Source organism: Peptostreptococcus anaerobius VPI 4330 = DSM 2949 (genome assembly GCF_000381525.1).
Lineage (GTDB): Bacteria > Bacillota > Clostridia > Peptostreptococcales > Peptostreptococcaceae > Peptostreptococcus > Peptostreptococcus anaerobius.
In genome coordinates this window covers 1-23,556 of sequence record NZ_KB906629.1, presented here as the reverse complement: position 1 = coordinate 23,556, position 23,556 = coordinate 1, and the positions used below count along the sequence as shown (strand labels likewise).

Genomic DNA, 23,556 nt, shown 5'->3' with positions numbered 1-23,556 from the left:
TATCACCTATATATAAAGATCTCTCTGACCATCTTTTAATTTCTGTATATTAGATATAGTAAATTCTCTTATATCTTCCCTGTCTATTGTAGAAGCCTGGTCTCTTACAAACTTCTCAGCCTTCTTAAGAAACTCCTCATCACCGTAGTCAACTGCATACTCCATCAAGGTAGTCAGGGCGTTAGGTTTACACATATAGTGGATCTTTTCAGACTTGGCTATAGACATAAATTTCTCACCTGTCCTACCAGTCCTGTAACAAGCTGTACAGTAGCTTGGTATATAATCATTGTCTATAAGATCAGTTATGACCTCTATTGGAGTTCTTTCATCCGCCTTTTCAAACTGGTCTATATTTCTACCATTGGCAGCCTCTTCATAACCGCCTACTCCAGTACAAGATCCAGCACTCACCTGAGAAATACCATACTTTAGTAGGAACTTTCTCATTTCTTCGTCTTCTCTAGTTGAAAGTATCATACCTGTATAAGGGACAGCTAGCCTTATAATGGCTACTATCTTCTTGAACATTTCATCATCAACTAGGTTAGGGAATGTCTCTAGATTTACACCCTCTGCAGGACGGAGCCTTGGTACAGATATAGTGTGGAAACCTACACCAAACTTCTTTTCTAAGTGCTGGTTGTGGAGCATCAAACTAAGTACCTCAAACTTTGGATCAGCAAGACCAAACAAGACTCCAGCACCTACGTCATCTATTCCACCCTCCATGGCCCTATCAAAGGCAGTAGTATGATAGTCATAGTCTCCCTTTATGCAGTTAGGATGCATCTTTCTGTATACTTCTTCGTCATATGATTCCTGGAATAGGATATATGTTCCTATCTGGGCTTCTTTTAATTTTCTATAATTCTCTACAGTAGTAGCTGCAATATTTACGTTTATTCTTCTTATAACGCCATTCTTTTCATATGTATCATAGATTGTCTTTATAGATTCCAACACATAATCTATAGGACAGTTCACTGGGTCTTCACCTGCCTCTAAGGCTAGTCTCTTGTGACCCATCTGCTCAAGAATTTCAACCTCCTTGCGTATCTCGTCCATAGTCAGTCTTCTTCTATTGAACTTGTTCTTACACTTGTATCCACAATAGACACAGTTATTCACACAGTAGTCACTAATGTAAAGAGGTGCAAAAAGCACTACCCTGTTACCGTACACGTCTCTTTTAATCTTACCAGCTATCTCAAATAACTTTTGAGCCTGGTCTTCTCTAGTAATTTCCAGTAGGGCAGCTATTTCACTATGGTCTAGGCCCTTCTTATCCTTGGCCTTTTCAAGTATCCTGTCTATCTCTTCATCAGTAGTACCCTTTGCACCCTCAATCAATGATAGGACATAGTCTCTATCAATCTTCATATTTTCCTCAAATCTCATTCTGTTCATTATAAACCATCCTTTCAAATTAGAAACTCATTGATCTTTTTTGTTAGCGATAAATTACCTTGCTGTCGCCCCTTGCCATATCACACTCATATCCATATGACTCCAACTCTTCCTTTATAAGATTTAGGGCCTCAGCTGATTCTGAGCCTGTAGACTTCTTGTTCTTATAAAGAGAATAGTCTCCCCTATGAACCATAGGTGTGAGGTTGGGCATTATTACATTTGCACCTGCATCAAGACCTCTTTTTCGTCCTGATCCACCTATGCTTGCAAGGGCTGTAGTAGCAGGTAGCAAAACTCTAGGCATAAGTAGCCTTATTATAGCCAGTAGGGTCGTGGTCTTCTCGATAGTCCCTGAAGAATTTCCCCTCATAGGTGTATCTTCATGGGCAATAAAGGGTCCCATCCCTACCATAGCAGGCTCAAGCTCTTTTAAAAACCTAAGGTCTTTTACATAGTCTGAATTTGTGTAGTCCGGTAGACCTACCATAAATCCAGAACCAACCTGAAATCCCAAGTCCTTTAGGTCTTTAAGGCATTGGTGCCTGTCTTTAAAATATGACTTTGAGTGGAGTTTTTTGTAGGTTTCTTCATTGGCAGTTTCGTGCCTCAAAAGATACCTATCAGCACCAGCCTCTCTCAATAACCTGTAGCTATCCTTGGACCTTTCACCAATGGATATGGTTATGGCAGAATCTGGTGCCAAGTCCTTTATAGACCTTATTATATCTGCCATTTTCTCATCATCATAATACATATCCTCTCCACCCTGAAGAACAAATGTATTAAAACCTAGTTCTTTTCCATGGAGGCAGGTAGCCAAAATCTCTTCCTTGGTCAACCTATACCTCTTGGCCTTTGTGTTGTAGGCGTTGATCCCGCAGTATGAACACTCCCTCTTACAATAATTTGTAAATTCAATCAGTCCCCTTAGATATACCTTCCTACCATAGTGCCTATCCCTGGTTTTAGCTGCCAGATAAAACAGGTAGTCCATAGATTCTTCGTCTATATTGTCAAGTATATATAGGAAATCTTCATCCCTTAGGTCATGCTCTTGGTATAACTTGTCAATTAAATCTTTAATTTTGCTCATTTTCCATAGACCTTGATATGGCAGTTTTAACAGTTATATGGTCGATATTTCCTAGCTTGCCTGTAAAGCTGTTAATCTTGTCAATGCTAGCAAGAACTGTAATTGATACTACTGATATGCCCATGTCCTTAAATGGTATGCCCATCCTACCTCTCACTATGTCCTGGTACTGGGCAACTACATTATTAAATTCAGACTGACATACCTTGGCATCTTCCAGTATGACACTAATGACTGCTACTCTTTCCATAAGACCACTCCTCCTTTAAATTAAAATATATATAAGATAGTCCCTGATTATTGCTTATAGGACTATATCATTGGCTATCGGGCTGTAGTACATCCTCTCAACCTCATCAATATCAGATGTCTGTGATGTAATCCACATCATTTTGCACACAGTAGACTCCAAAGTCATATTGTAGGTCTCCAATATATTGTGGTTAGACTTTGCCTCATTTCCAACCTGATATACCTCTATATTGCTTCCCTCATGAGGTACTGATGTGGACATTACAAATATTTTGCCTTCACTTTCAAGCTTCTTGACAGTTTCAAGAAGGGCCCTTTCTTCATCATAGCTAGGAAGACCACCTACACCAAAGCCCTCTATTATCAAAACATCCGATATACTACCTATAAATTCAAATATCTCTGGTCTCATACCCGGTATCAACTTCACGACATTGACATTTGTGTTTAACCTGTCATAGAATACGACCTCATCTTCATAAGATTCCTCAATATAGTATACAACCCTATCATTAAATACAACTGCAACTATAGGATAATCTACACTATCAAATGCATTATAACTATGTGTCCTGGTCTTTCTAGCCCTTGTACCCACTATGACCTTTGAATCAAATACTATGTGTACACCACAAGCCTTGTCATCACAGGCATAGATAAATGAATCTTTCAAATTTTTTCTAGCGTCTGTATCCTGGAGATATATAGACTTTTGTGAACCAGTCATTACAACCGGTTTTGACGAGTTCTGTATCAGATAGGACAAGGCTGCTGCCGAATATGCCAGTGTATCAGTACCATGAGTTATTACAAAACCATCATACTTGTCGTAGTTTTCCTTTACGCAGTTAGCTATCATAATCCACTTTTCTGGACTCATATTTGAACTATCAATATTCATCAACTGAACAGCATCAACACAACAATAATCAGAAATAGATGGAACAAACTCCAATATTTCCTGACTTGTTATACTGGGCACCAAACCCACCTTGGTAGGCTTAGAGGCGATAGTTCCACCAGTAGCTATCAATAAGATTTTCTTCAAATTACTTTTCTCCTTCTAAGATTTGTTTTTTCTTTCTAACCCTTCTAGTCAGAGTATCTATAGCAACCATCGCTATACCTATAGCAAGTAAAAACACTGTTTTAACCTCATATATAGAAATTTTTAGGTTTAATTTTCTATATATAATCAATACCACCAATATAACAAATAGTATTACAACCCTATAAAACTGGTGCTTATGGTTCTCCTCTTCAAGAGTCTTGGGCTTAGGAGCCCTATCCATTTTTCTAAGAATAGTGTAAAATCCGGCCAATATCACCAAATAAGAGACAAAGTCAGCTACATATATACCAGACATCCATACCTTATCCTCATTTAAAAAATGTAGCACTCCCTCAAAAAGACCCTTGCCCAGTATAAAATAAGATGTTATAGCCAAAACTATTAAGAGACTTCCCTTTACATCCAATTTATGGTCAACCCACTTCATATACTTATACCACCTCTTTTCTCTCGCCTTACATCAAATATTTTACCATTATTTCTAGTTATTTACTAGATATTTAACTTAATGACCAAATAATTCATATATTAATATATACATTTAATTTTTTCATTCAAATTTAAAAGAATGGGTAGTATAATATATATGTTTATGTAATTATCTCAAACTGCAAACAAGTATCTAATTTAATTACATAAATAAAAATATTTTTATTGAAAAGGAGACGTTTATGAAGTTAAAAAAATTTGCTTACTTGCTTACTGCTGCAGTAGTCTCAGTAAGTATAGTTGGATGTTCAGGAAGCAATGAAAATTCTAAAAAGGAAACAAATAAAGGAGATAATAATAAGTCAATAACATTGATGATGCCAGAAGATCAGGCCCCTAGTAGAGATCTACTTTCTTTATTTGAAAAAGAATCTGGATACAAGGTAAATCTAGTCAAGTCTAGTTTTAAGGATATAGACAATAGCCTAATCAAGTCTGCAAGCAATCAAAAAGCAGAGGCCGATGTAGTAGCAGTAAGGTGGGATCAAGTAGGCCAGTATAGGTCTCGTGGCTATCTTGAAATTTTAAAACCCAAGGATCAAGTTCTAAATGACATTAAGTCAACTAACTACTTTGCATTCGGAAAAAATATATTAGGAATACCTTATACTAACAAAATTTCAGGGCTTTTCGCTGACTCAAAAATATTAGAAGACGAAAATTTAGATACAAAAAATAATAATTTGGAACAAATACTTAAAAAACTTAAAAAAGATAAAATTGAATATTATCCACTGTCAATATCGCTTGATAGATCAGACGAGTCAAACCAAGCCCTTTATACGATAATCATGGCAAGAGATGGAAAAATATTTGATGCAGATAAAAATCTATTTATAGGTCATAACCTTCACACTAGCCTTGTATTTATAGAAAACCTAATATCAAATGGCTTTGTAGCTCAAGCTTCAGATAATGAATCAAATCCCCTAAGTGATTTCAAAAACAAAAAATCCAGTCTATATATAGGTTCAATAGGAACTATAAAAGACCTTAACGGATTAGAAATGTTGGACATGCTTGGTGAATCCGGACCATCAAAAAAGACTTTGGTATATCCAAACGCCCTATCTATATCTGCCTTTTCAAAGAAAAAGGATATAGCAAATAAATTTATAGAATGGTACACAAGCAAGAACATCCAATCCATTGTCTCAAAGGATACGGGCTTGCTGCCTGCAAGTAACGACGCTCTTTCGAAGACTTTGACGGATTCAAAGGTTAAAAATTCAGTTCTCATCTTATCACAAATGGAAAAACTTGATAGACCTTTCCCTAATTCTACACCAAAGTACTATGATCAATTCAGTAGAAAAATGTACCCAATTATAAACGAACTAGGCAAGGGCTTAATAGGAGGTCATGATGCACATATGAAAATAGAAAATGATGTAGAAGCCATAATAAAACACAACCAAGCTTGTTGTGCTGAATAATGTATATACACTAAGGCGCACATCCTATAGATAACATTAAAAGAGGATAATATACCAAATAAGAGATAGCTATAATCTAGCTCATATAGTAATGTTTGGTTTTTATCCTCTTTTTTATGTTTATTTTAATTTTCTCATACGAAAGTCGTCTTCTATCCTTGTAGCCCTAATAAATAGAACCGCACCTATTAGGAATAGACCTATCAAGCTCAATACTCCAGACCTTACTTCACCAGTTATCTGAGTTATAGCTGCAACTAAAAATGGTCCCATTATAGCTGCAAACTTACCAAATATATTGTAAAAACCAAAGTATTCATTTGAATTTTCCTTAGGTATCATCTTAGCAAAATATGACCTAGATAGGGCCTGAATTCCTCCCTGCGAGCTGGCAACTAAAAGCGAAAGTATCCAGAACTGTCTAGCATTAGTCATAAAGAAGGCCACTATGCATATCAATATATAAACACATATCCCTACCAAAAGCATTATTTTACCATTAAATTTTTCTGCCAACTTTCCATATATAATTGCAAAAGGAAAGGCCACGAACTGTGTAACTAAAAGTATAACCAAGAGATTAGTTGAAGATATACCTATAGCTGTACCAAAGCTTGCTGCCATCCTAATTATCGTATCTACACCATCAATATAGAAGAAGTAGGCCAATAAAAATACAAATGCCTTTTTATGTCTTTTTATCTTTATAAAAGACTTTATAAAATCATCTACTGTATCTCTAACAGCAAACTTTTTATATGGTTTGCCATGAATCTGCTCTACATTTTTGAGCATTGGAAGTGTGTAGTAAAACCACCATGCCGCTGTAATTACAAATGATCCCTTTGTTGCAAGAGTTACGCTTATAGGTACTACTCCCTTTTGAGCACCTATGATAAGGGCCATACAGACTATAAATGGTATAGTAGAACCTATATAACCATAGGCATAGCCAAGTGATGATACATTATCCATCCTATCATCAGATGTAACATCTGTTAAGAAAGAATCGTAAAATACATTAGATAGGGAAAAACCTATAAGTGAAATTACATATATTCCCAATAGCGGTATCCATCTTCCATGAGGTACAAAGGCTATCAAGCCAGTAAATATAATTCCAGTAAAAGTGAATATCTTAAAAAACTTCTTTTTAACACCCATATAGTCTGCAAGTCCTCCCATAATAGGCGCCAATACAGCTACTATCAAGGATGCTATTGAATTTGTATAGCCCCAATATGAAGTAGCCAAGTCTTTGGATATACCGGCTTCACCAACGACCGATGTAAAGTATATAGGCAATATAGTCGATAACATAGTCATTGAATATGCCGAGTTAGCCCAATCATACATAATCCAGCTTTTTTCTTTTTTAGTAGTTTTAGTCATTAAAATCCTCCAAAATCTCTTTAATAGGTCTACCATCTGTGTCAAGCATCTTCAGACCCAACATAGATGCGAAAGTCGGTCCTTCATCAACCAAACTCATACTATCTATAAATACACCTGGTTTAATCCCCCTACCAGCTGCAAAAAACACTGTTTCATAATCATTCTTTAAACTTGGATTGTATCCGTGGTTATTGATGCATACTTTTCCACTAGTATATGGTCTAGTCTCTTCAACTTCTATTATAGGTCTATCCTTTACATCATTCATAAAGAAATATCCTTTGGCAGCTTCAAGCATAAACCTACAGTCCACATCTGCCCCTAATTCCCTAGCCTCTTCAGACCTATACACCTTCTCTATTGTTCCAAGCTTTACAAGAGGGTCTATAGCAGCTAGTATCTGGTCATCCCCAACAATTTTATCTGCATAGACATAGGCAGCACCGTCAGCCGATTTTACTACAGCCTTGTAATCCTTTACCATGCCTTGAGAATTCTTTGTTAGCAGTCCTGCCCTCTCCAAAAGGCAGTTTGGATATATATTTGAATGTCCGTCAATACTGCTGTGGTCACCAAGAATCACAATTGTGGATTCATCATAAATTCCAAGTTTTTTAAGCTTTTTGACTATATCACCAAGTCTTTTGTCTAATCTTTCCAAAGCATCGTTAGCCTCTTTAGAGTCAAATCCATACTCATGTCTTTGACAGTCAAGATCTATGTAATGAACCATATTTATATGGGCCTTAAAATTTTCAAGTGAATACAAGAAAGACTCATGAGAAAAATTGTCTAATTCAGGCTCCTTGTGACCATCTCTAAGCTTGCCAAACATCGAATTTAGCTTGTACTGGAAATATGGGCTACCGTTTTTAAGCGATACAAGAATCTGCGACTGCCATTTTCTATTGGCAAATATCTCAGGCATATTGTATTTAATATGCTTGGCACCTGCAGTAACAGGCCAGAATATGGACAGTATGTCATAGCCGGACTTGGCAGCTACATTTTGGAAGGTATCCACCCTTATATCCTTGTCGTGCCAATACCAATCAGGACTCTTCCTATCCATCTGTAGTTTTGTATTATTAATTATTCCATGCCTACTAGGATAGCAACCTGTAGCTATCGAAGTATGAGCACAATATGTAAGGCTAGGGTATACACTGCTCACAGATATACAGCCAGAAGCCTTCTTATAGTATTCACCAAAATTTGGCAAACTCTTCATTTTTTCAATATCCACCTTTGATAGGCCATCAAAAGATAAGATATGTAAGTATCTTTTCATATTATTCTCCTGAAATAAATAACTTTAATCACCGCTCAATGACCCTTATATAAAGGACTAACTAATTGTACAAGTGATCAAGGTCAATCTTTATTTTAAATTGCTATTTTACTTTATTTTATCACTATAAAAAAATAAATTCATCTATTTTTAGTATTTCTTTATATTTGTAACCAATAACAATAAACAGGTATATAATCACTTGGACTATATACCTGTTTATTGTTATATTATTTAGTTCTAAGCTTCTATTGTCTTTATAACCTTCAAGAAATAGTAGTATTTAAAAGCTATTAAAACTGCAATTGTAATTCTCATAGGTAGAATATCATACCTAAAAAATGCAAATAAAAGCATCAGGGATACTGGTATCAATATGGTAAGCTTGGTTTTTAATGTCATAGACCTGTCCCTGTCGAACGATTCTAAATGGTTTTTGTATATTTTACTCGCCTTAAACCACCTATCAAATCTTTCTGAACCCTTGGCAAAAAAGAATGAAGCAAGTAGCAAAAATGGAACTGTCGGCAAAACCGGTAAGGCTATTCCAACCATACCAAGACCAAGTGATATAAAACCTAACACTACATATATGTATCTCATCTATTCCTCCTATTTTAAGATAGTACTTCTTAATAAGCTTATCCTAATAAAAAAATTTAATGCAAATCTCATACCCTTGTAAGTCAATATTAAAATCCATACAGATCTTACTAGGATATAATAGGAGTATATCATATTAATATTCGTTATTAATTAAAAATTATTTGTATTTTCTTTTGTATTTTTGGAAATCTTATAGGTTCCTATCTATATAGTCCAATATCTTGAGAGTATCATTGGCATCTAACTGACCTGGTGCTGAATTTTTACCAGCAGTAGCAAAGGTAACTGATGAACCATATACCTGACCAGCAATTCTAGATACTATACCTTCCTTACCCATTGACATAGTAATTATAGGCATACCTATATCCTCTTCATCCAACTGGTAGTTGGCCTCTAGTAAATCAAAGACATTTTTTCTAGACTTTGGCATAATAGCAAGCTTTCCTATGTCCGCTCCTAGATCTTTCATCCTGTACATGATCCTCTTTATCTGGTCTACACTGAGTCCATCTTTAGTATCACCAAATTTGTCTATCTTTAGCATCTGGTCATTACCATCAATATAGTGGTAAGAGCCTACTACAAGCCCACCTAGTTCATGTATATCACCTGCCAAAGATTTGGGCTTCTGGTCATCATTTAGCATTTCAATATCCAAGAGGTCAACATATCCAGATGCTGCTACCATCCTATTTATAGATGAATACTTCTCATAGGTAATATCTACCATGCCACCCTCATGCCTCGTCCTCAATGTAAAGATAAGTGGCATATGGCCTATAATACTTCTCAACTCCTTGAGTGTGGATATCATATCATCAGTATTGTATAAGTCCTCTAGGTAGTCAACCCTCCACTCTATCATGTCTGGTTTAAAACGCTTAAGTATTCGCCCTGCCTCTGCTAGGGTTTCTGAGTATGTATTTTCCAATATTGGTATGCATACTTTTGGCCTTCCCTTACCTATTAGTAGGTTTCTTACCTTGACGAACTTCTTGTCCATCTCTCCTAAAAATCCACTGATTCTTTTGATTGCTTCTTGACCACCATTCAAAAACATATGGTCAGCAGCATCTATTATCTTTAGCATACAATTTTCATATAGTCTAAGGTACTTTTCAGAATAGTAAATTGGGACCATCTCATCTTCTCTAGAGTGTATTATACATACAGGTCCCTTATATCCTCTCGCCTTTACATATATATCCATATCCTGGGATGATTTTAAGTAGGCTCCACCAACTGCCTTTTTACCATATCCAAGCACTGGTGGTATATTAGCAGGGTCAAACATCTTCTTTATAAATAGACCTGCCCTACAAGATTCTTCCATGATTCCAGATGGTGACAAAAGCACTAGAAAATCTACTTGCTTATTTCTTTTGGCTGCTAGCAAACTCGAAATAACTCCCCCCTGTGAATGACCTATAAGTCCCAGCCTATCCACAAAATCAAGCTTTATTGCATAGTCAAATACAGCTTCTAGGTCTTCAACTTCATTGTATAGGGTCATATCAATAAGCCTTCCGTCACTTGTCCCATGCCCATTAAAGTCAAACCTTATACTTGCAAATCCCATCTCGTTGAGGGATTTTTCAAGGTCTATATAAAAATCCTTACTCATATCCGACATAAGGGCATGGCTGATAATGGCCATAGGATATTTTTTTTGTTCTGTAGGTGGTCTAGTGACTATCCCCCTAATCACCCTCTTATCCACCTTTATTTCAATGTCACTTTGTATCATATCACTCAACTCCTCATTCAAGTATTCGCCACAAGCCTAATTTGAATACCCTATATATGCTTTATATATAGTTACACATACTTTATATATAGTTACACATACTTTATATATAATTACACGTACTTTATATGTGAACATATTTTATTTCATTATATATTCTAATAGTACCACTCTTTTAAAAATCTTTGTAGCTATAAAATATAATATATAGCATTATATTCAAAAGTCCTATATAATATAGCTTGAGATAGGAAATAAATCTTATATATCTATATCGACAAGGAGAAAAATCAAATGCATATATATATACTAGTCCACAAGGGAGCTGGATCTTCTAGAGGGACTAAGGTTTTAGGTAAGTTATTGGATGTCTGTTCAAAAAAAAATATAGTTGCGAGCGTATTTGTCACTGAATACAAGGGCCATGCTATTAGCCTAATACAGGAAATAGACAGGCAAATAGAAAATGACCCCGAAAAGAGATTGGTAGTTATAGGAGGAGATGGTACCCTACATGAAGCCATCAACGGTCTACAGTCAATATCATCTAAGACACCAATTGCCTATCTTTCAGCTGGTACTGGCAATGATTTTAATAGGGCTGTAAAGATACAGACAGAACCAGAACCATTTCTTGATTCCCTAATTAATAGCAAGGAATCAGGCCAACTTGAAATAATAAAATATACAAGCCTAAAAGATGGGTCTATTAACTATGCTGTCAACAGCCTTGGTTTTGGCTTTGACTCGCTAATAGTGCACCTTAGCTCAACTAAGTCTTCAAAGGCATTGCTCAACAAAATAGGTCTTAGCAAGCTTTCCTACCTCCACCATGTAGTTGAGGCTTTTAAGCTACATAGCAAGTTTTCTATGACTGTGATTGAAAATGGAAAGGCTCATAATTTTGACAAGATCATTCTAGCCTCTGTTACCAACCATCCCTACCTCGGTTCTGGTATCAAACTAGACCCCCTATCAAGTCAAAATAACCACGAGATTGGTCTTGTAATTGCCCACCACATCAACCTTCCTGTATTTTTGAGACTACTTACAAAACTAATCAAAAACGCAAGTCATCTTGAATGTACAGATAATGTCAAAAGACTTGGTTCAGACAAGTTTGAAATAATCTTAAGAGACCCTCAATATATGCAGGTGGATGGCGAGGACAAGGAAAAAGACTGCTACCACATAGAATGTGAACTCACTAGACAAGCATTTTGGTTTACCTACTAGTCAGTAGGTGAACCATTTTTCTTTTTTTGCTGTCTACCACATATGTCCACTATGATTTTTCTAGGTAAAAATTTTGAAAAGAATACTGCTGACTTCATTTTACTAGTCGGTACTATAACCTCCTTATATTTAAACATGGATTCTATAGCGTATTTTGCACAGTACTTAGCTGGTATTCCCTTCAATGAAAAACTACAGTTTGCAACATCATTGAATTCTGTATCAACAGGTCCTGGGCACAACTGACCTATATACACCTTGCTATTCTTTGCCCTTAGCTCACCTGCTATAGCAGATGTTAGACTAGTCACATAGGCCTTTGTAGCATAGTAGGTAGCCATATAAGGACCAGCTGGCATCAGACCAGCACTTGAGGACACATTCAGGATATAACCCTTGTCCTTTTCAAGAAATACCTTTAGATATTCTTTGGTCATCATATGAAGACCCTTGATGTTGGTATCTATCATAGCCATCTCTTTTTCTATATCGGTTTGGTCAAAATCTCCCAAGTCTCCAAATCCCGCATTGTTTATCACAACTTCTACATCTAGACCACTAGTCTCTCCTATAAGCCTAGCTATATCACTAGTATTTCTTATATCCATACTCATAATCTTGATATCTATGCCCTTGCTAGGACCTGACCTCAAATCTCCTTGAAGGTCTCTTAGTCTATCCAACCTTCTCGCAAGGAGGATCAATGAATATCCCTTTTGAGCCAGTATTTTTGCAAACTCACTTCCTATGCCCGAACTGGCACCAGTCACTATCGCCCATTTCTTTGAATCTTCCATAATCTATATATCCTTTCATAATTCAAGACTTATTTATGAGTATATAATAACACTAATAATAGAAAAATGGTAGTAGACCAAAGAGACTACCACCATTTTAACATCCTTATTAGAATTCACCCTTTATAAGGTTTATCATCTCAATTGCCCCAACTGCTACATCATATCCCTTGTTACCAGCCTTTGTACCAGCCCTTTCAATAGCCTGTTCGATATTTTCTGTAGTTACAACACCGAACATAACTGGTATTCCAGTTTCAAGTGAAACATGGGCAATCCCCTTTGATACCTCTGCACACACATAGTCATAGTGACTAGTGTTGCCCCTTATTACAGCCCCTAGGCATAATACTGCATCATAGTTTCCTGACTTTGCCATTTTAGATGCTATAAGAGGTATTTCAAATGCCCCCGGTACCCAAGCTAGGTCTATCTTGTCTTCATCAACATCATGTCTCTTTAGGGCATCAACTGCACCAGCTATTAGCTTTGATGTTATAAATTCGTTAAATCTTCCTGCTACTATACCTATTCTTGCCTGCTTTGCTACTAATGAACCTTCTAATACTCTCATCTTTTTATCTCCTCATCTTTTTATATATATTATTGCTCTTATATTATCTAATCTAAATACGTGTCTATTTTTCAAAGTCTAGTAGGTGACCCATCTTGTCCTTCTTTGTGTGTAGGTATCTTTCATCATGCTCTGTACAAGCTATCTGGATAGGCACCCTCTCTACTATCTCCATACCATAATCGCTCAGCTGGTATATCTTGTCTGGATTGTTTGTAAGTAGTCTAAGAGTCTTGGCACCCAAGTCCTTTAGGATCTGAGCTCCTGTGTAGTACTCTCTCATATCTCCTTCAAATCCAAGTGCTAAGTTGGCTTCTAATGTATCCAACCCTGTATCCTGTAGGGCATATGCCTTTAGTTTGTTTACTAGGCCTATACCTCTTCCTTCCTGTCTCATGTATAGGAGGATTCCCCTTCCTTCTTCTTGAATCTGTCTCATAGCCGCTGCAAACTGGTCTCCACAGTCACAACGTTCAGAACCAAATACATCACCAGTCAAGCATTCTGAATGAACCCTACACAGTACATTCTTTCCATCCCCTATATCACCCTTGACTAGGGCAACATGGTGCTCTCCATTTAGGGTATTTACATAGGCATGGGCTGTAAATTCACCATACTTAGTAGGCATCTTCACTATGCTAGAGCACTCAACTAGCTTGTCATGTCTTTTTCTATATTCCTGTATATGCTTTATAGTTGTAAACTTTAGGTCGTATTTTTCAGCCATCTCTATAAGGTCTGGAGTTCTCATCATAGTACCGTCAGTCTTCATCACTTCACAGCATAGGCCTACCTCTTTAAGACCAGCTATCTTCATAAGGTCTACTGTAGCCTCTGTATGGCCATTTCTTACCAAGACACCAGCATCCTTTGCCTTTAGAGGGAACATATGACCTGGTCTTCTAAAGTCTTCTGGTCTTGCTCCTTCCTCTACACACTTTCTAGCTGTAAGACCTCTTTCAACTGCTGATATACCAGTAGTTGTGTCAACATGGTCTATAGACACTGTAAATGCTGTTTCGTGATTGTCTGTATTGTCCGTAACCATCTGAGAAAGTCCTAGCTTTTTACAGTATTCAGCGCTCATAGGCATACATATTAGACCCATACCTTCACGTGCCATAAATGCTACGTTTTCAGTAGTTGCAAATTCAGCTGCACATATTAGGTCTCCCTCATTTTCCCTATCTTCATCATCAGTTACAAGGATCAACTTACCTGCTCTTAAATCTTCTACTACTTCCTCAATTGTGTTAAATTTAAACATATCAAACCTCCAAATATTATAGCTTTACTGATTAATTTATTTTGATTATTCCTTAAAAAGTGCATTTTTTCTAAATTGCATTCTTTAGGACCTAAAAATACATACTTTATTTTGGTTTTAAAAAACATACTTTATTTTGTCCCTAAAAACCATCCTTTATTTTGTTCCTAAAATCCATGTTTCAACAAAAAGTCTTCTGTTATTCTGGATTGCTTGCCTTCTGTTTGACCCATCTCGTCTTCAAACTTCTTTAGGCCCAAGAGTTTCTCGACATACTTTCCTATGCAGTCGTTTTCTAGATTTACGATATCCCCTAGACCCTTGTAGGCCAGTATTGTATTTGCCAGAGTATGGGGTATAATAGATACCGAAAAGTCCCTGTCGCTTATCCTTGCAACTGTAAGGCTGATTCCATCTATAGTTATAGACCCTTTTTCTATTATATACTTTAGTATATTTTGTCCTGCTTCAATCTTATACCAGATGGCATTGTCATCTTTTTTTATATCTACAATCCTTCCTGTTCCATCTATATGGCCAGATACTATATGACCTCCAAACCTTCCATCTGCTGGCATGGCCCTTTCCATATTGACCTTGGAGCCAATCTTAAGTGATGATAATGATGACCTATCAAGGGTTTCATGCATGACATCTACCGAAAATTCACTCCTAGTGAACTCAGTCACTGTCAGGCATACTCCATTGACAGCTATTGAATCCCCTAGTCTTACATCTTCCATTATCTTTTTTGCAGCTATTGTAAGTACAGCAGACTTTTGTCCCTTGCTAATCTTTTTGATGCTGCCTATTTCTTCAACTATCCCTGTGAACATTTCACTAAATCCCCCTCTAGCAATATATCCTTGCCTACACTATCAAATTCAATATTTTCAAGCATATAGGCATCTTCTGGCAAGTCTACTCCTATACCTCCGATTGGACTCTTGGCCTTTTCTCCACCGAATATCTTTGGTCCTATATAGGCCTGGACCCTGTCTACTATACCTGACTCTAGGGCAGAAAAATTAAGCTGACTCCCACCCTCTAAAAGTATGGAATCTATCCCCATTTGTCCCAGTATTTCCACAAGGTCCTCTAGGTCTACTACAAACCTCTCGCCCTGTCTTTCTTGATATACTTGGTACTCCTGGTATTTATGACCATCTTGGTCCATCTGTATTTCTTGTCCTATCTGTACTTGCTTTTTCCCTATGGACCTGTAGAGTTTTTTCTTGGTTTTTATGACAATACAATCCCTGTCTTCATAGGCTCTTATCTTTTCCATATCTTCAGAAATTGTAAATATAATCGTTTTTATATCCTTGGCACTAGTTACTATTTTTGAATTAAATGGAGTTCTTAGGCTAGAATCCACAACTACCCTTATAGGATTTCTTAAACCCTCTATAGAGTAGTCTTTTTTTATCTTGTCAAACCCATCAAAGTCTTCAAGCCTACAGTTAAGACTTGGGTCATCAGCCAAGACTGTACCCACACCCACCATAATAGCCATATTTCTCAACCTGTCTAGGTGAACCCTCCTTCTGGCATCATGGCCTGTAATCCACTTTGACTTTCCTGTATGGGTTGCTAGCTTGCCATCCATTGTCATAGCATACTTCATAGTTACTAGCGGTCTTTTATTTATTATATAATGCCTAAATATCCTGTTTTGCCTGTCAGCTTCATCCTTCAACACTCCGATATCAACCTCTATACCAACCTCTTCTAGTATTTTGACTCCCTTGCCGGCAACTAGTGGGTTTGGATCAAGAGATGCTACAACAACTCTTTTTATCTTGTTTTCTATGATGGCTTCTGTACAAGGCGGTGTCTTACCATAATGACAACAAGGCTCTAGGGTAACGTACATTGTTGCCCCCTCTATTGTAAGGTTTGGGTCATTAATCGCCCTATTTTTGTAGTCCTTGATGGCATTTCTCTCAGCGTGTAGTCCTCCATACTTTTCATGATAACCTTTGCCTATAATCTGGTCATCCTTGACAATCACAGCTCCTACCAAAGGATTGGGACTCACTCTAGCAATCCCTCTCTTAGCTAAATCCAAGGCTATTTTCATGTAGTGCTGGTCTTTTTCTAACCTGTCTATTTCCTGCAAAATATCACCTTCTCAAAATAAAATAACCCCAAACCGTATATGCGATTCAGGGCTCATTGATAATCCTAAACTATTATCAGAAAAATTAAAGCTCTGAAATGAAAACATTCCAGAGCTTAGATATTACATAAATTCACTATCTTCTTTCATCCAGACTTTACTGTCGGCTTTGGAATCTCACCAAATCATGCCATAATGGCTCGCGGGCTATACCGCCGGTAGGGAATCTCACCCTGCCCTGAAGACTTTTATTAACTTTTACAATACTAAATTAACATATTTAATTTTTATTGTCAAGTCATTCATCCTAATTACTTGTTACTAATTTTCTTCGTCGTCAGTTGATACTACTACAACACCTGTTAAGTCTTTTTCAGCTATTATATCATCAATAGTTTCTCTAGCTTCCATCAACTTTTCTAATGACATTGAGTAGTAGTCATTTGATGTCTTAGTGTCTATATTGAATCCGTGGTCATTCAAAAATGCATTTACAGCATCCTCGTTCTTCTTATAAACTACGTATCCCGCTGCACACACTCCAACACCTATAGCTATTCCCTTTACTAATTCTGTATTTCTTCTCCATTCAAACATAGTATTACCTCCTAATTATTAGTTATATAAATCACTAGGCTCATGCCCAATTATTATCTTTTTATGTCTTTTGCTGTCTATTTCTCTTATATATTTTATTATATCCTTGATAGACTCTTTTTCATATTTACATTTTGGTACATATCAAAGCAAGACTCTATAAACTGATTATAGAACATAGACTTGTTTTCCTCTTCGCATATAGTCATCTTGCCATTTCTAGAGACTGCGTTCATCATTACAGATCTACGTCTCTTAGTTAATATATGACGTCCAAACGTCAACAACCAAGCAATTGCAGGTGAATAAAGTCCTGTATTGGTATTTGTAGCTGTACCCTTGTTGATAGAGTTAAACAAGTACATAATAGACATTACTTCAGGGTCAAAGGCACCATTTTCATTAAGTTCCTTGTAACCGTGCTCAAATATGGCTCCCATTGTAGTAACTAAGGCTGACCATCTTACGAAGCTCTTATACCTAGATCCAGTACCTATTCCCATAAGGTTGATTCCTAGGTCTAGGATGATAAATGCCATAGATACAGCAGAGCTATATCCAAGTCCTGCCCTCTTGCCTATCTTGTAATTGACCTTTACTCTTGTTATAGACATATCCCTTGAATATTCTCCACAAAAGTTTAATATCAACTTGTTTAGGTCTGTACGCTCGTGGTCATACTCCAATACAAATGTATTAGTTATACTATTGTAAGACCCCCTTGTAATATTTGACTCATTTTTTATATTGTTTAAGATCTTGATAGGGTCATTAGAAGAACCGTCAACCCTTAACCTCAATCTACCAGGTATGGAAAAAACTACATCTACTTCTCTATACTCTGATTTCTTTATTTTTTTCATTGGCTACCTCCACTATTCTAAGTAATTAGATTGCATATTATAGAAGAGCATCCTAACTGAGTTACCAACCACAAAGATTGTACTCATATTGTGCATTACAGCTGACCAAAATACTGATATATTGCTGACTGCACCTAGGACCAAGCCGACTGTATTTATACCTACAACCAAGGCGAAATTCTGTTTTACAACTTCCATTGTCTTATTTGATAGGTCTATAACCTTTGGTATCATTAGAGGGTCATCTGAGTTGATCACTATGTCTGATGTTTCCATAGCTACATCTGTAGACTTTGACCCAAGAGATATACCGACATTTGCATAGGATAGAGCCGGCGCATCATTAATACCGTCTCCAACCATTATCACACCTGTACCCTCAGACTTCATCTTTAAGATCTCATTGGCCTTATCTTCAGGCAATAGTTCATACCTAAAGCTATCTGCATTGACCTTGTTGGCTACTTCCTGAGCCTGTTTTTTCATGTCTCCAGTAAGGATTACAACCTCGTTTATACCATTAGACCTCATCATATTGATGGACCTCTTGATATGGTTTCTAGGCTTGTCATAGGCTGAGATAACACCTATAAATTCATCCCCATAAGATACGAATATAGGAGTTGCTCCATTTGCAAATTCTATAGATTCGTAGCTTGGTTCTATGCCGTTTTCATTCATAAATTTAAGGTTACCTACCCTGACTATCTTGTCATCTACGCTTGTATATGTACCCCTGCCGACAGCTGTTTCTATAGCAGTGTGAATAGGTATATCTACACCTAGTAGCTTACCGTATTCTAGTACACAGTAGGATAGTGGATGTGAAGAAGATTCCTCTGCTGCACACGCCAACCTTACTAAGTCTTTTTCGCTGTAGTTTTCATTTTCTATATGTACGCCCTTTATCCTAGGCTTACCTTCAGTTATTGTACCAGTCTTATCAAGTACAATAGTATCTGTCATGCTCAGCTGCTCTATAAAAGCTCCTCCCTTTATCAATACCCCATTTTTTACAGAGTTATTAATTGCTGCAGAAAAAGCTGTAGCCGTAGAAAGCTTTATGCCACATGAGTAGTCTATAACAAGCATATTAAGAGCCTTTGTTGTAGACCTAGTAGCACCGTAGACAACTATACTAAGAAGTAGGTTTAATGGCACCAAATAGTTTGAAAACTTGTCTGCATACTTCTGTATCGGTGCTTGCTGGTTGGCACTGTTTTCAACTAGGTCTATAATCCTAGATATTACAGTATCATCGCCTACCTTTTCAGCCCTAACAGTTATAGTACCGTTTTTGATCAGTCCACCTGCAAAGACCTTCTCTCCTTCTTTTTTGATGACAGGCATATACTCACCTGACACTGAACTCAAGTCAACTATGGCCTCGCCTGATACTATCTCACCATCGACACATATCTTTTCACCAGCATGGATGACTACCTTGTCGTCTTTTCTTAGCTTGTCAACTCCACACTGTTCTATCTTTCCATCCTCATTTAGTTTCCATGCAGTATCTTCTTCAACACTCAGTAGCTTCTTGATTGAGTTTCTAGTCCTCTCAACAGTATATGAAGTCATAAACTCCGCTATATCAGACAGGGCTATTATTGTAAGGGCTGATATTGAATTGCCCAACATTATACTTGCAACAATTGAAGTTACTGTCAAAAAGTCAGCATTAGGTCTCTTTGTCTCAACTAATCCATCCCATGATGTCTTTAGGAGTGGAGACGTCAGAGCTAGTGATGTCAATGCTGGCACTGTCGTAAAGTTAGCTAGCCTAGACATAGGATATAGTGGTAATCTTGCAGATGGCAGGAGTCTGGTTCCAAGTATTACCCCTCCATTTATCAAGAGCCTAACCAATAGCTTTCTAGATGACTCATTTACATTTTCATACTTTCCTGCACCCTCTATCATCTTAGACTCAATATAGCCCTTATATACCTCAAGAGAGTACTTAGCTACTATGTTATTTATTACATCTATTACTTCATCAATTTCTACATTTTTACTGCTGTCATATTCTACTAAAATCGTCTCTGTAATAGAATTTATCTTTACATATTTCACATAGTATACATCATATATATCTTCCATCAATTGATTGTAATGGCTAGTTATATGACATATTCCCCTATATCTTAGTCTTATTCTTCCACTTATAGCTGCTAGGTTTTCACATTTTAACTTGAAAGATCTGTTTCCCATATTCATCAAGTATCTTCCCTCCTTTCAAATAGAACATATTATTTTTGACGCCAAATTATTTAAAATCATGTTTTGACCTATAGGCATCTAAGACTGAGAATAGTATATCCACTATTTCCTTCTCACTCTTTCCGTCCAAGTTCTTTATTAGTCCCATATTATCATTTACAAGTTTCTTTATAAGGTCCAAATAAGCAAGTATTTCTGAAGACGTCAACTTGTACTTGTCATACTCTATCAGAACAGTTCCCGTTACAAAGTTAAAAGTCACCTTATCAATACCATCCAGCCTCTTTATGACCTCAATTCCGTAATGCTGATATTGGTGAGTCTCCTTTGGTAATTTCTTGTAATGGGCAACCTTCAACCTCATCCTACCTGGTAGGTCTGAGACTAGGTCAAACTTAAAAAATAAATTAAACATAGCTGTTTTTATATTAAACATAAATATCTCCTTTATAGTAGTACCTGTGATCCCCACCAGAATAGATTTGCAGCTCCTGGTGCACAATTACCACGATTCTTCCTATAATCCTTTATACCGTAGATAACAAATATAGTGGCTACAAGTGTCTTAAGGTCCAAAATTCCATTTGTAAAGTCATAGATAGCATTATTCGCTGTATCAAGTAACTTTGAACCTTCAGCCCTCATGCGTGATACTCTCTTTTCAAGTATAGTCTTATCTATACCCAATAATTTTATTATCGCACCTTCTAAAGTATTAGGATCTAAGTTTTCGTGGTCGTACTCTACCAAGACAGTCGCTGTTACAAGATTGACCTTACAAGATTTTATTACTGGTATCTTACCCATCTGTTCAACAAGGTCATTTGCTGCCTCTATATTACTTTCTAGGCTTGGAACATAAAACCTAACCCTACCAGGTATTGAGCTCTTTACTTCTATTGCATGCTTAAAAGATGGAAGCGACAACCTATTTTTATTTTTTTTCTTGCCAGCCTTAGATGCCAGATTAGCTAAAATTAATCCCAAATACACTATGTGTAATCTGTTATTAAATACCATATCCACTACCTCCTCTGTTATTAATAAATTTAATACTTTATAATGTTTATATATAATTATAGCATATTTAATTCTCAATTACAAATAAAATTTTCATAAAAATATCGATTTTTCAATGTTTTATATTCTCAATTGTTTTGACTTAGAGCTTGGTTCCCTTCCATTAGGCTACTGCTCTATTACAATAGGCCAACCTACTGCCATTCATTTTATATTGACTAATCAATCTATATGGTAAATATTTCCCATGTGAACTACCACCCACCTAAAGGTAGGTGGCTTCTAAGGGCTTATGCCTCGTTTAAGAAGTTTGGTATTTAAGTCTCCACCTGACAAGTCAGGCAACCCTTATTCTTACAGGCGTGTCCACTTCGCCTCTACCGTATAGAGTCTCAAGACTCACAACGCTACTTTTACGTAAGATGTTTAATGCTCCATTAACATCAGCATTGAACACAATACCATCTTTAGTTTTATACATTCCTCTATGAATGCGATTACCACTGAACGCATACTCTTGTGGGTTATCAGCATTGTAAACAGGGATATTATCTTTGTCCCAAAATGATGCTTTTGATGTATATGATTCTTCTTGTTTAACGAACGCTATACCATTAAGCTCACAAAGATACTGGAGTTTATCTCTTAGTTTTCCGTAAGGAATACTTACAAAGTTCTGGTTAGTCTGTTTGCCAAGATTATTACCTCGTTGGAATGTTTCGTTGTATCCAACTACAAGAGTACCTATATCATTAGCGATACAGTAATTGATTATTGTACGTGTTGCTTTACTCATATAGTCATTAACTTTGTTATTCCTGTCACGGGCAATTTCCTTCTGGCGATTAGTTGTGCGTTCACCAAAACCTTGTTTATCCTTAATACCTTGAAGACGAGCATTCTTTTTATTGAACCACTGGTTTATAGATTTAAGCCTTCTCCCATCTATGATGAATGATTCACCTGTGTTTGTGATACACGTAGCAAGGTTGTTTATACCCAAATCTATAGCAAGTGCATTATTTTGATTAAGATTTCTTTGAACACATTCAGTTTTATAAATATATTGAATTTCAAAGAACCTTGCGTTTGCTTTAGGTATGATACGAATTTCCTTGATGTGTTTATCTACAAGTATAGGTGGTATCGTAATCTCAATAGGTGAATGGGATTTTTTATACATATTTGAAAATGGAACAATAAGTTTATTTCCATTCAAACGTACAAATCCGATGACCAGTGTGGTAAACCCCTCTTTTGGAAGATAATGAGGCAATTTACAGTCCTTAAAGGCATATTTACCTTTTTTTGCAAGTTTAAGCAACCCGAAAAATGACTTAAAACTACCATCTACTTCTTTAAGTATCTGCTGTGCCATGTTGGAATTGAGAATCTTATAATTCTCGCTATCTTTAAGCAAAGCATAGTTCTTTTGATAGTTAAGATATTCCCCTTCGGTGAAGTAATATTGTCTTACATTATAGATTGCTTGATTGGCAAGGTTCTTAGCTGTATGACTTAGCTCTTTTAGAGCAAGGTAATCTTCCTTAGACAGGTGTTTTACTTGTTGCTTAACCGTAAGATACATAACTTTCTCCTTTCTTCAAATTTAGGAAATATCCTATGTGTCTATTATATCCCACCACCCAAAGGGTAGTGGGTTTTACGCTCCATTTTTATAAAATTATTATAATAATTATAACATTATTATAAGTCTTTTGCTATAAAAGTATGCTCTTTTAATAGTTAAATCACTCTTAGTTGTCAATACATATGTTACACTTACGAGAAAGTTTTTCAAAATACTTGCCATTTTATCGAAAATTATAAATGGATAAGTCAAGGAGTAAAGCTTTGCGTACCTTGACTTAGTTCATTTTAATTTTCACAATAGCAGGCTGTATTTTTGAAATACTCTTCTACAACTTCATTTGGGCTTTTAAATTTTAAACTTGTTTTTGCCGTACTATTATATCTTCTTTCATGCTTTGCCACCTGATTTATCAGATCTTTTTCGCTAGTAAATACTTTTCGATTATATAAAATCTTACCATCTT

At 36.4% G+C, this 23,556-nt stretch carries 22 protein-coding genes and 1 riboswitch; of the genes, 2 read left to right on the top strand and 20 right to left on the bottom strand.

Translation table 11 applies throughout. The features are described from left to right. Nucleotides 1-6: 6 nt before the first annotated feature. Genes hydG through F823_RS0107540 form a run of 5 tightly spaced genes read right to left on the bottom strand, consistent with a single transcriptional unit; the run spans nucleotide 7 to nucleotide 4,257 of the window. Nucleotides 7-1,410 carry a [FeFe] hydrogenase H-cluster radical SAM maturase HydG gene (hydG, locus tag F823_RS0107560; protein ID WP_019595563.1) on the bottom strand — a complete coding sequence of 468 codons (1,404 nt, stop codon included), beginning with the start codon at nucleotides 1,408-1,410 and terminating at the stop codon, nucleotides 7-9. A 43-nt stretch (nucleotides 1,411-1,453) separates the two neighbouring features. Next, the gene (gene hydE / locus F823_RS0107555) at nucleotides 1,454-2,506 is read right to left on the bottom strand and encodes a [FeFe] hydrogenase H-cluster radical SAM maturase HydE (RefSeq protein WP_002846608.1); all 1,053 of its coding nucleotides are present in this window, start codon (nucleotides 2,504-2,506) and stop codon (nucleotides 1,454-1,456) included. Beyond that, nucleotides 2,493-2,756, bottom strand: a complete 264-nt coding sequence (locus tag F823_RS0107550; protein ID WP_002843940.1) for a TM1266 family iron-only hydrogenase system putative regulator — start codon at nucleotides 2,754-2,756, stop codon at nucleotides 2,493-2,495. The genes hydE and F823_RS0107550 overlap by 14 nt, the downstream gene beginning before the upstream one ends. A gap of 54 nt (nucleotides 2,757-2,810) precedes the next feature. Beyond that, nucleotides 2,811-3,806: an asparaginase gene (locus tag F823_RS0107545; RefSeq protein ID WP_002846609.1), complete on the bottom strand. Its 996-nt coding sequence runs from the start codon at nucleotides 3,804-3,806 to the stop codon at nucleotides 2,811-2,813. A 1-nt stretch (nucleotide 3,807) separates the two neighbouring features. Then, on the bottom strand, nucleotides 3,808-4,257 hold the full coding sequence (locus F823_RS0107540) for a hypothetical protein (protein ID WP_002843947.1): 450 nt from the start codon (nucleotides 4,255-4,257) through the stop codon (nucleotides 3,808-3,810). 244 nt (nucleotides 4,258-4,501) lie between these two features. On the opposite strand from F823_RS0107540, the gene F823_RS0107535 reads away from it, so the two are divergent. Continuing rightward, nucleotides 4,502-5,755, top strand: a complete 1,254-nt coding sequence (locus F823_RS0107535; RefSeq protein ID WP_019595562.1) for an extracellular solute-binding protein — start codon at nucleotides 4,502-4,504, stop codon at nucleotides 5,753-5,755. A gap of 120 nt (nucleotides 5,756-5,875) precedes the next feature. Here F823_RS0107535 and F823_RS0107530 read toward each other — a convergent pair whose 3' ends face one another. The 4 genes from F823_RS0107530 to aroD all read right to left on the bottom strand — a co-directional run bounded on the left by F823_RS0107530 (nucleotide 5,876) and on the right by aroD (nucleotide 10,797). Then, nucleotides 5,876-7,147, bottom strand: coding sequence for an MFS transporter (locus tag F823_RS0107530; protein ID WP_002843902.1), 1,272 nt, complete (start codon nucleotides 7,145-7,147; stop codon nucleotides 5,876-5,878). Beyond that, nucleotides 7,140-8,441: an alkaline phosphatase family protein gene (locus F823_RS0107525; protein ID WP_002843933.1), complete on the bottom strand. Its 1,302-nt coding sequence runs from the start codon at nucleotides 8,439-8,441 to the stop codon at nucleotides 7,140-7,142. Before F823_RS0107525 ends, F823_RS0107530 begins: the two co-directional genes overlap by 8 nt. 240 nt (nucleotides 8,442-8,681) lie before the next feature. After that, complete coding sequence (locus tag F823_RS0107520; RefSeq protein WP_002843920.1) at nucleotides 8,682-9,044, bottom strand: YbaN family protein; 363 nt, start codon at nucleotides 9,042-9,044, stop codon at nucleotides 8,682-8,684. A 193-nt stretch (nucleotides 9,045-9,237) separates the two neighbouring features. Continuing rightward, nucleotides 9,238-10,797 carry a type I 3-dehydroquinate dehydratase gene (gene aroD / locus F823_RS0107515; RefSeq protein WP_019595561.1) on the bottom strand — a complete coding sequence of 520 codons (1,560 nt, stop codon included), beginning with the start codon at nucleotides 10,795-10,797 and terminating at the stop codon, nucleotides 9,238-9,240. Between the two features lie 294 nt (nucleotides 10,798-11,091). On the opposite strand from aroD, the gene F823_RS0107510 reads away from it, so the two are divergent. Then, a complete protein-coding gene (locus tag F823_RS0107510) occupies nucleotides 11,092-12,033 on the top strand; it encodes a diacylglycerol/lipid kinase family protein (protein WP_002846615.1) in 942 nt (313 codons plus the stop codon). Here the strand turns inward: F823_RS0107510 and F823_RS0107505 are convergent. From F823_RS0107505 to F823_RS0107455, 11 genes are all read right to left on the bottom strand, one after another. Further along, nucleotides 12,030-12,830 carry an SDR family NAD(P)-dependent oxidoreductase gene (locus F823_RS0107505; RefSeq protein WP_002846617.1) on the bottom strand — a complete coding sequence of 267 codons (801 nt, stop codon included), beginning with the start codon at nucleotides 12,828-12,830 and terminating at the stop codon, nucleotides 12,030-12,032. The two genes, F823_RS0107510 and F823_RS0107505, sit on opposite strands and share 4 nt — an antisense overlap. Nucleotides 12,831-12,939: 109 nt before the next feature. Beyond that, the gene (gene ribH / locus F823_RS0107500) at nucleotides 12,940-13,404 is read right to left on the bottom strand and encodes a 6,7-dimethyl-8-ribityllumazine synthase (protein ID WP_002843893.1); all 465 of its coding nucleotides are present in this window, start codon (nucleotides 13,402-13,404) and stop codon (nucleotides 12,940-12,942) included. A gap of 64 nt (nucleotides 13,405-13,468) precedes the next feature. Beyond that, the gene (locus F823_RS0107495; RefSeq protein WP_019595560.1) at nucleotides 13,469-14,674 is read right to left on the bottom strand and encodes a bifunctional 3,4-dihydroxy-2-butanone-4-phosphate synthase/GTP cyclohydrolase II; all 1,206 of its coding nucleotides are present in this window, start codon (nucleotides 14,672-14,674) and stop codon (nucleotides 13,469-13,471) included. 167 nt (nucleotides 14,675-14,841) lie between these two features. Beyond that, nucleotides 14,842-15,510, bottom strand: coding sequence for a riboflavin synthase (locus F823_RS0107490; RefSeq protein WP_002843922.1), 669 nt, complete (start codon nucleotides 15,508-15,510; stop codon nucleotides 14,842-14,844). Continuing rightward, on the bottom strand, nucleotides 15,495-16,796 hold the full coding sequence (gene ribD / locus F823_RS0107485; protein ID WP_002843923.1) for a bifunctional diaminohydroxyphosphoribosylaminopyrimidine deaminase/5-amino-6-(5-phosphoribosylamino)uracil reductase RibD: 1,302 nt from the start codon (nucleotides 16,794-16,796) through the stop codon (nucleotides 15,495-15,497). Before ribD ends, F823_RS0107490 begins: the two co-directional genes overlap by 16 nt. A gap of 134 nt (nucleotides 16,797-16,930) precedes the next feature. Next, a riboswitch (FMN riboswitch) is annotated at nucleotides 16,931-17,046 on the bottom strand. A 71-nt stretch (nucleotides 17,047-17,117) separates the two neighbouring features. Then, the gene (locus F823_RS0107480) at nucleotides 17,118-17,393 is read right to left on the bottom strand and encodes a hypothetical protein (protein ID WP_002843939.1); all 276 of its coding nucleotides are present in this window, start codon (nucleotides 17,391-17,393) and stop codon (nucleotides 17,118-17,120) included. A 98-nt stretch (nucleotides 17,394-17,491) separates the two neighbouring features. Next, nucleotides 17,492-18,256, bottom strand: coding sequence for a hypothetical protein (locus F823_RS0107475; protein WP_002846620.1), 765 nt, complete (start codon nucleotides 18,254-18,256; stop codon nucleotides 17,492-17,494). A 12-nt stretch (nucleotides 18,257-18,268) separates the two neighbouring features. After that, a complete protein-coding gene (locus F823_RS0107470; protein WP_002843934.1) occupies nucleotides 18,269-20,476 on the bottom strand; it encodes a heavy metal translocating P-type ATPase in 2,208 nt (735 codons plus the stop codon). Nucleotides 20,477-20,525: 49 nt separating this feature from the next. After that, complete coding sequence (locus tag F823_RS0107465; protein WP_019595559.1) at nucleotides 20,526-20,915, bottom strand: HMA2 domain-containing protein; 390 nt, start codon at nucleotides 20,913-20,915, stop codon at nucleotides 20,526-20,528. 11 nt (nucleotides 20,916-20,926) lie between these two features. Further along, nucleotides 20,927-21,499 (bottom strand): HMA2 domain-containing protein, encoded by a 573-nt coding sequence (locus F823_RS0107460; protein WP_002843921.1) that lies wholly within the window; start codon nucleotides 21,497-21,499, stop codon nucleotides 20,927-20,929. Nucleotides 21,500-21,836: 337 nt separating this feature from the next. Further along, entirely contained in the window at nucleotides 21,837-23,087 is a 1,251-nt protein-coding gene (locus tag F823_RS0107455) for an RNA-guided endonuclease InsQ/TnpB family protein (protein ID WP_019595558.1), read from the bottom strand. Nucleotides 23,088-23,556 lie beyond the last annotated feature (469 nt).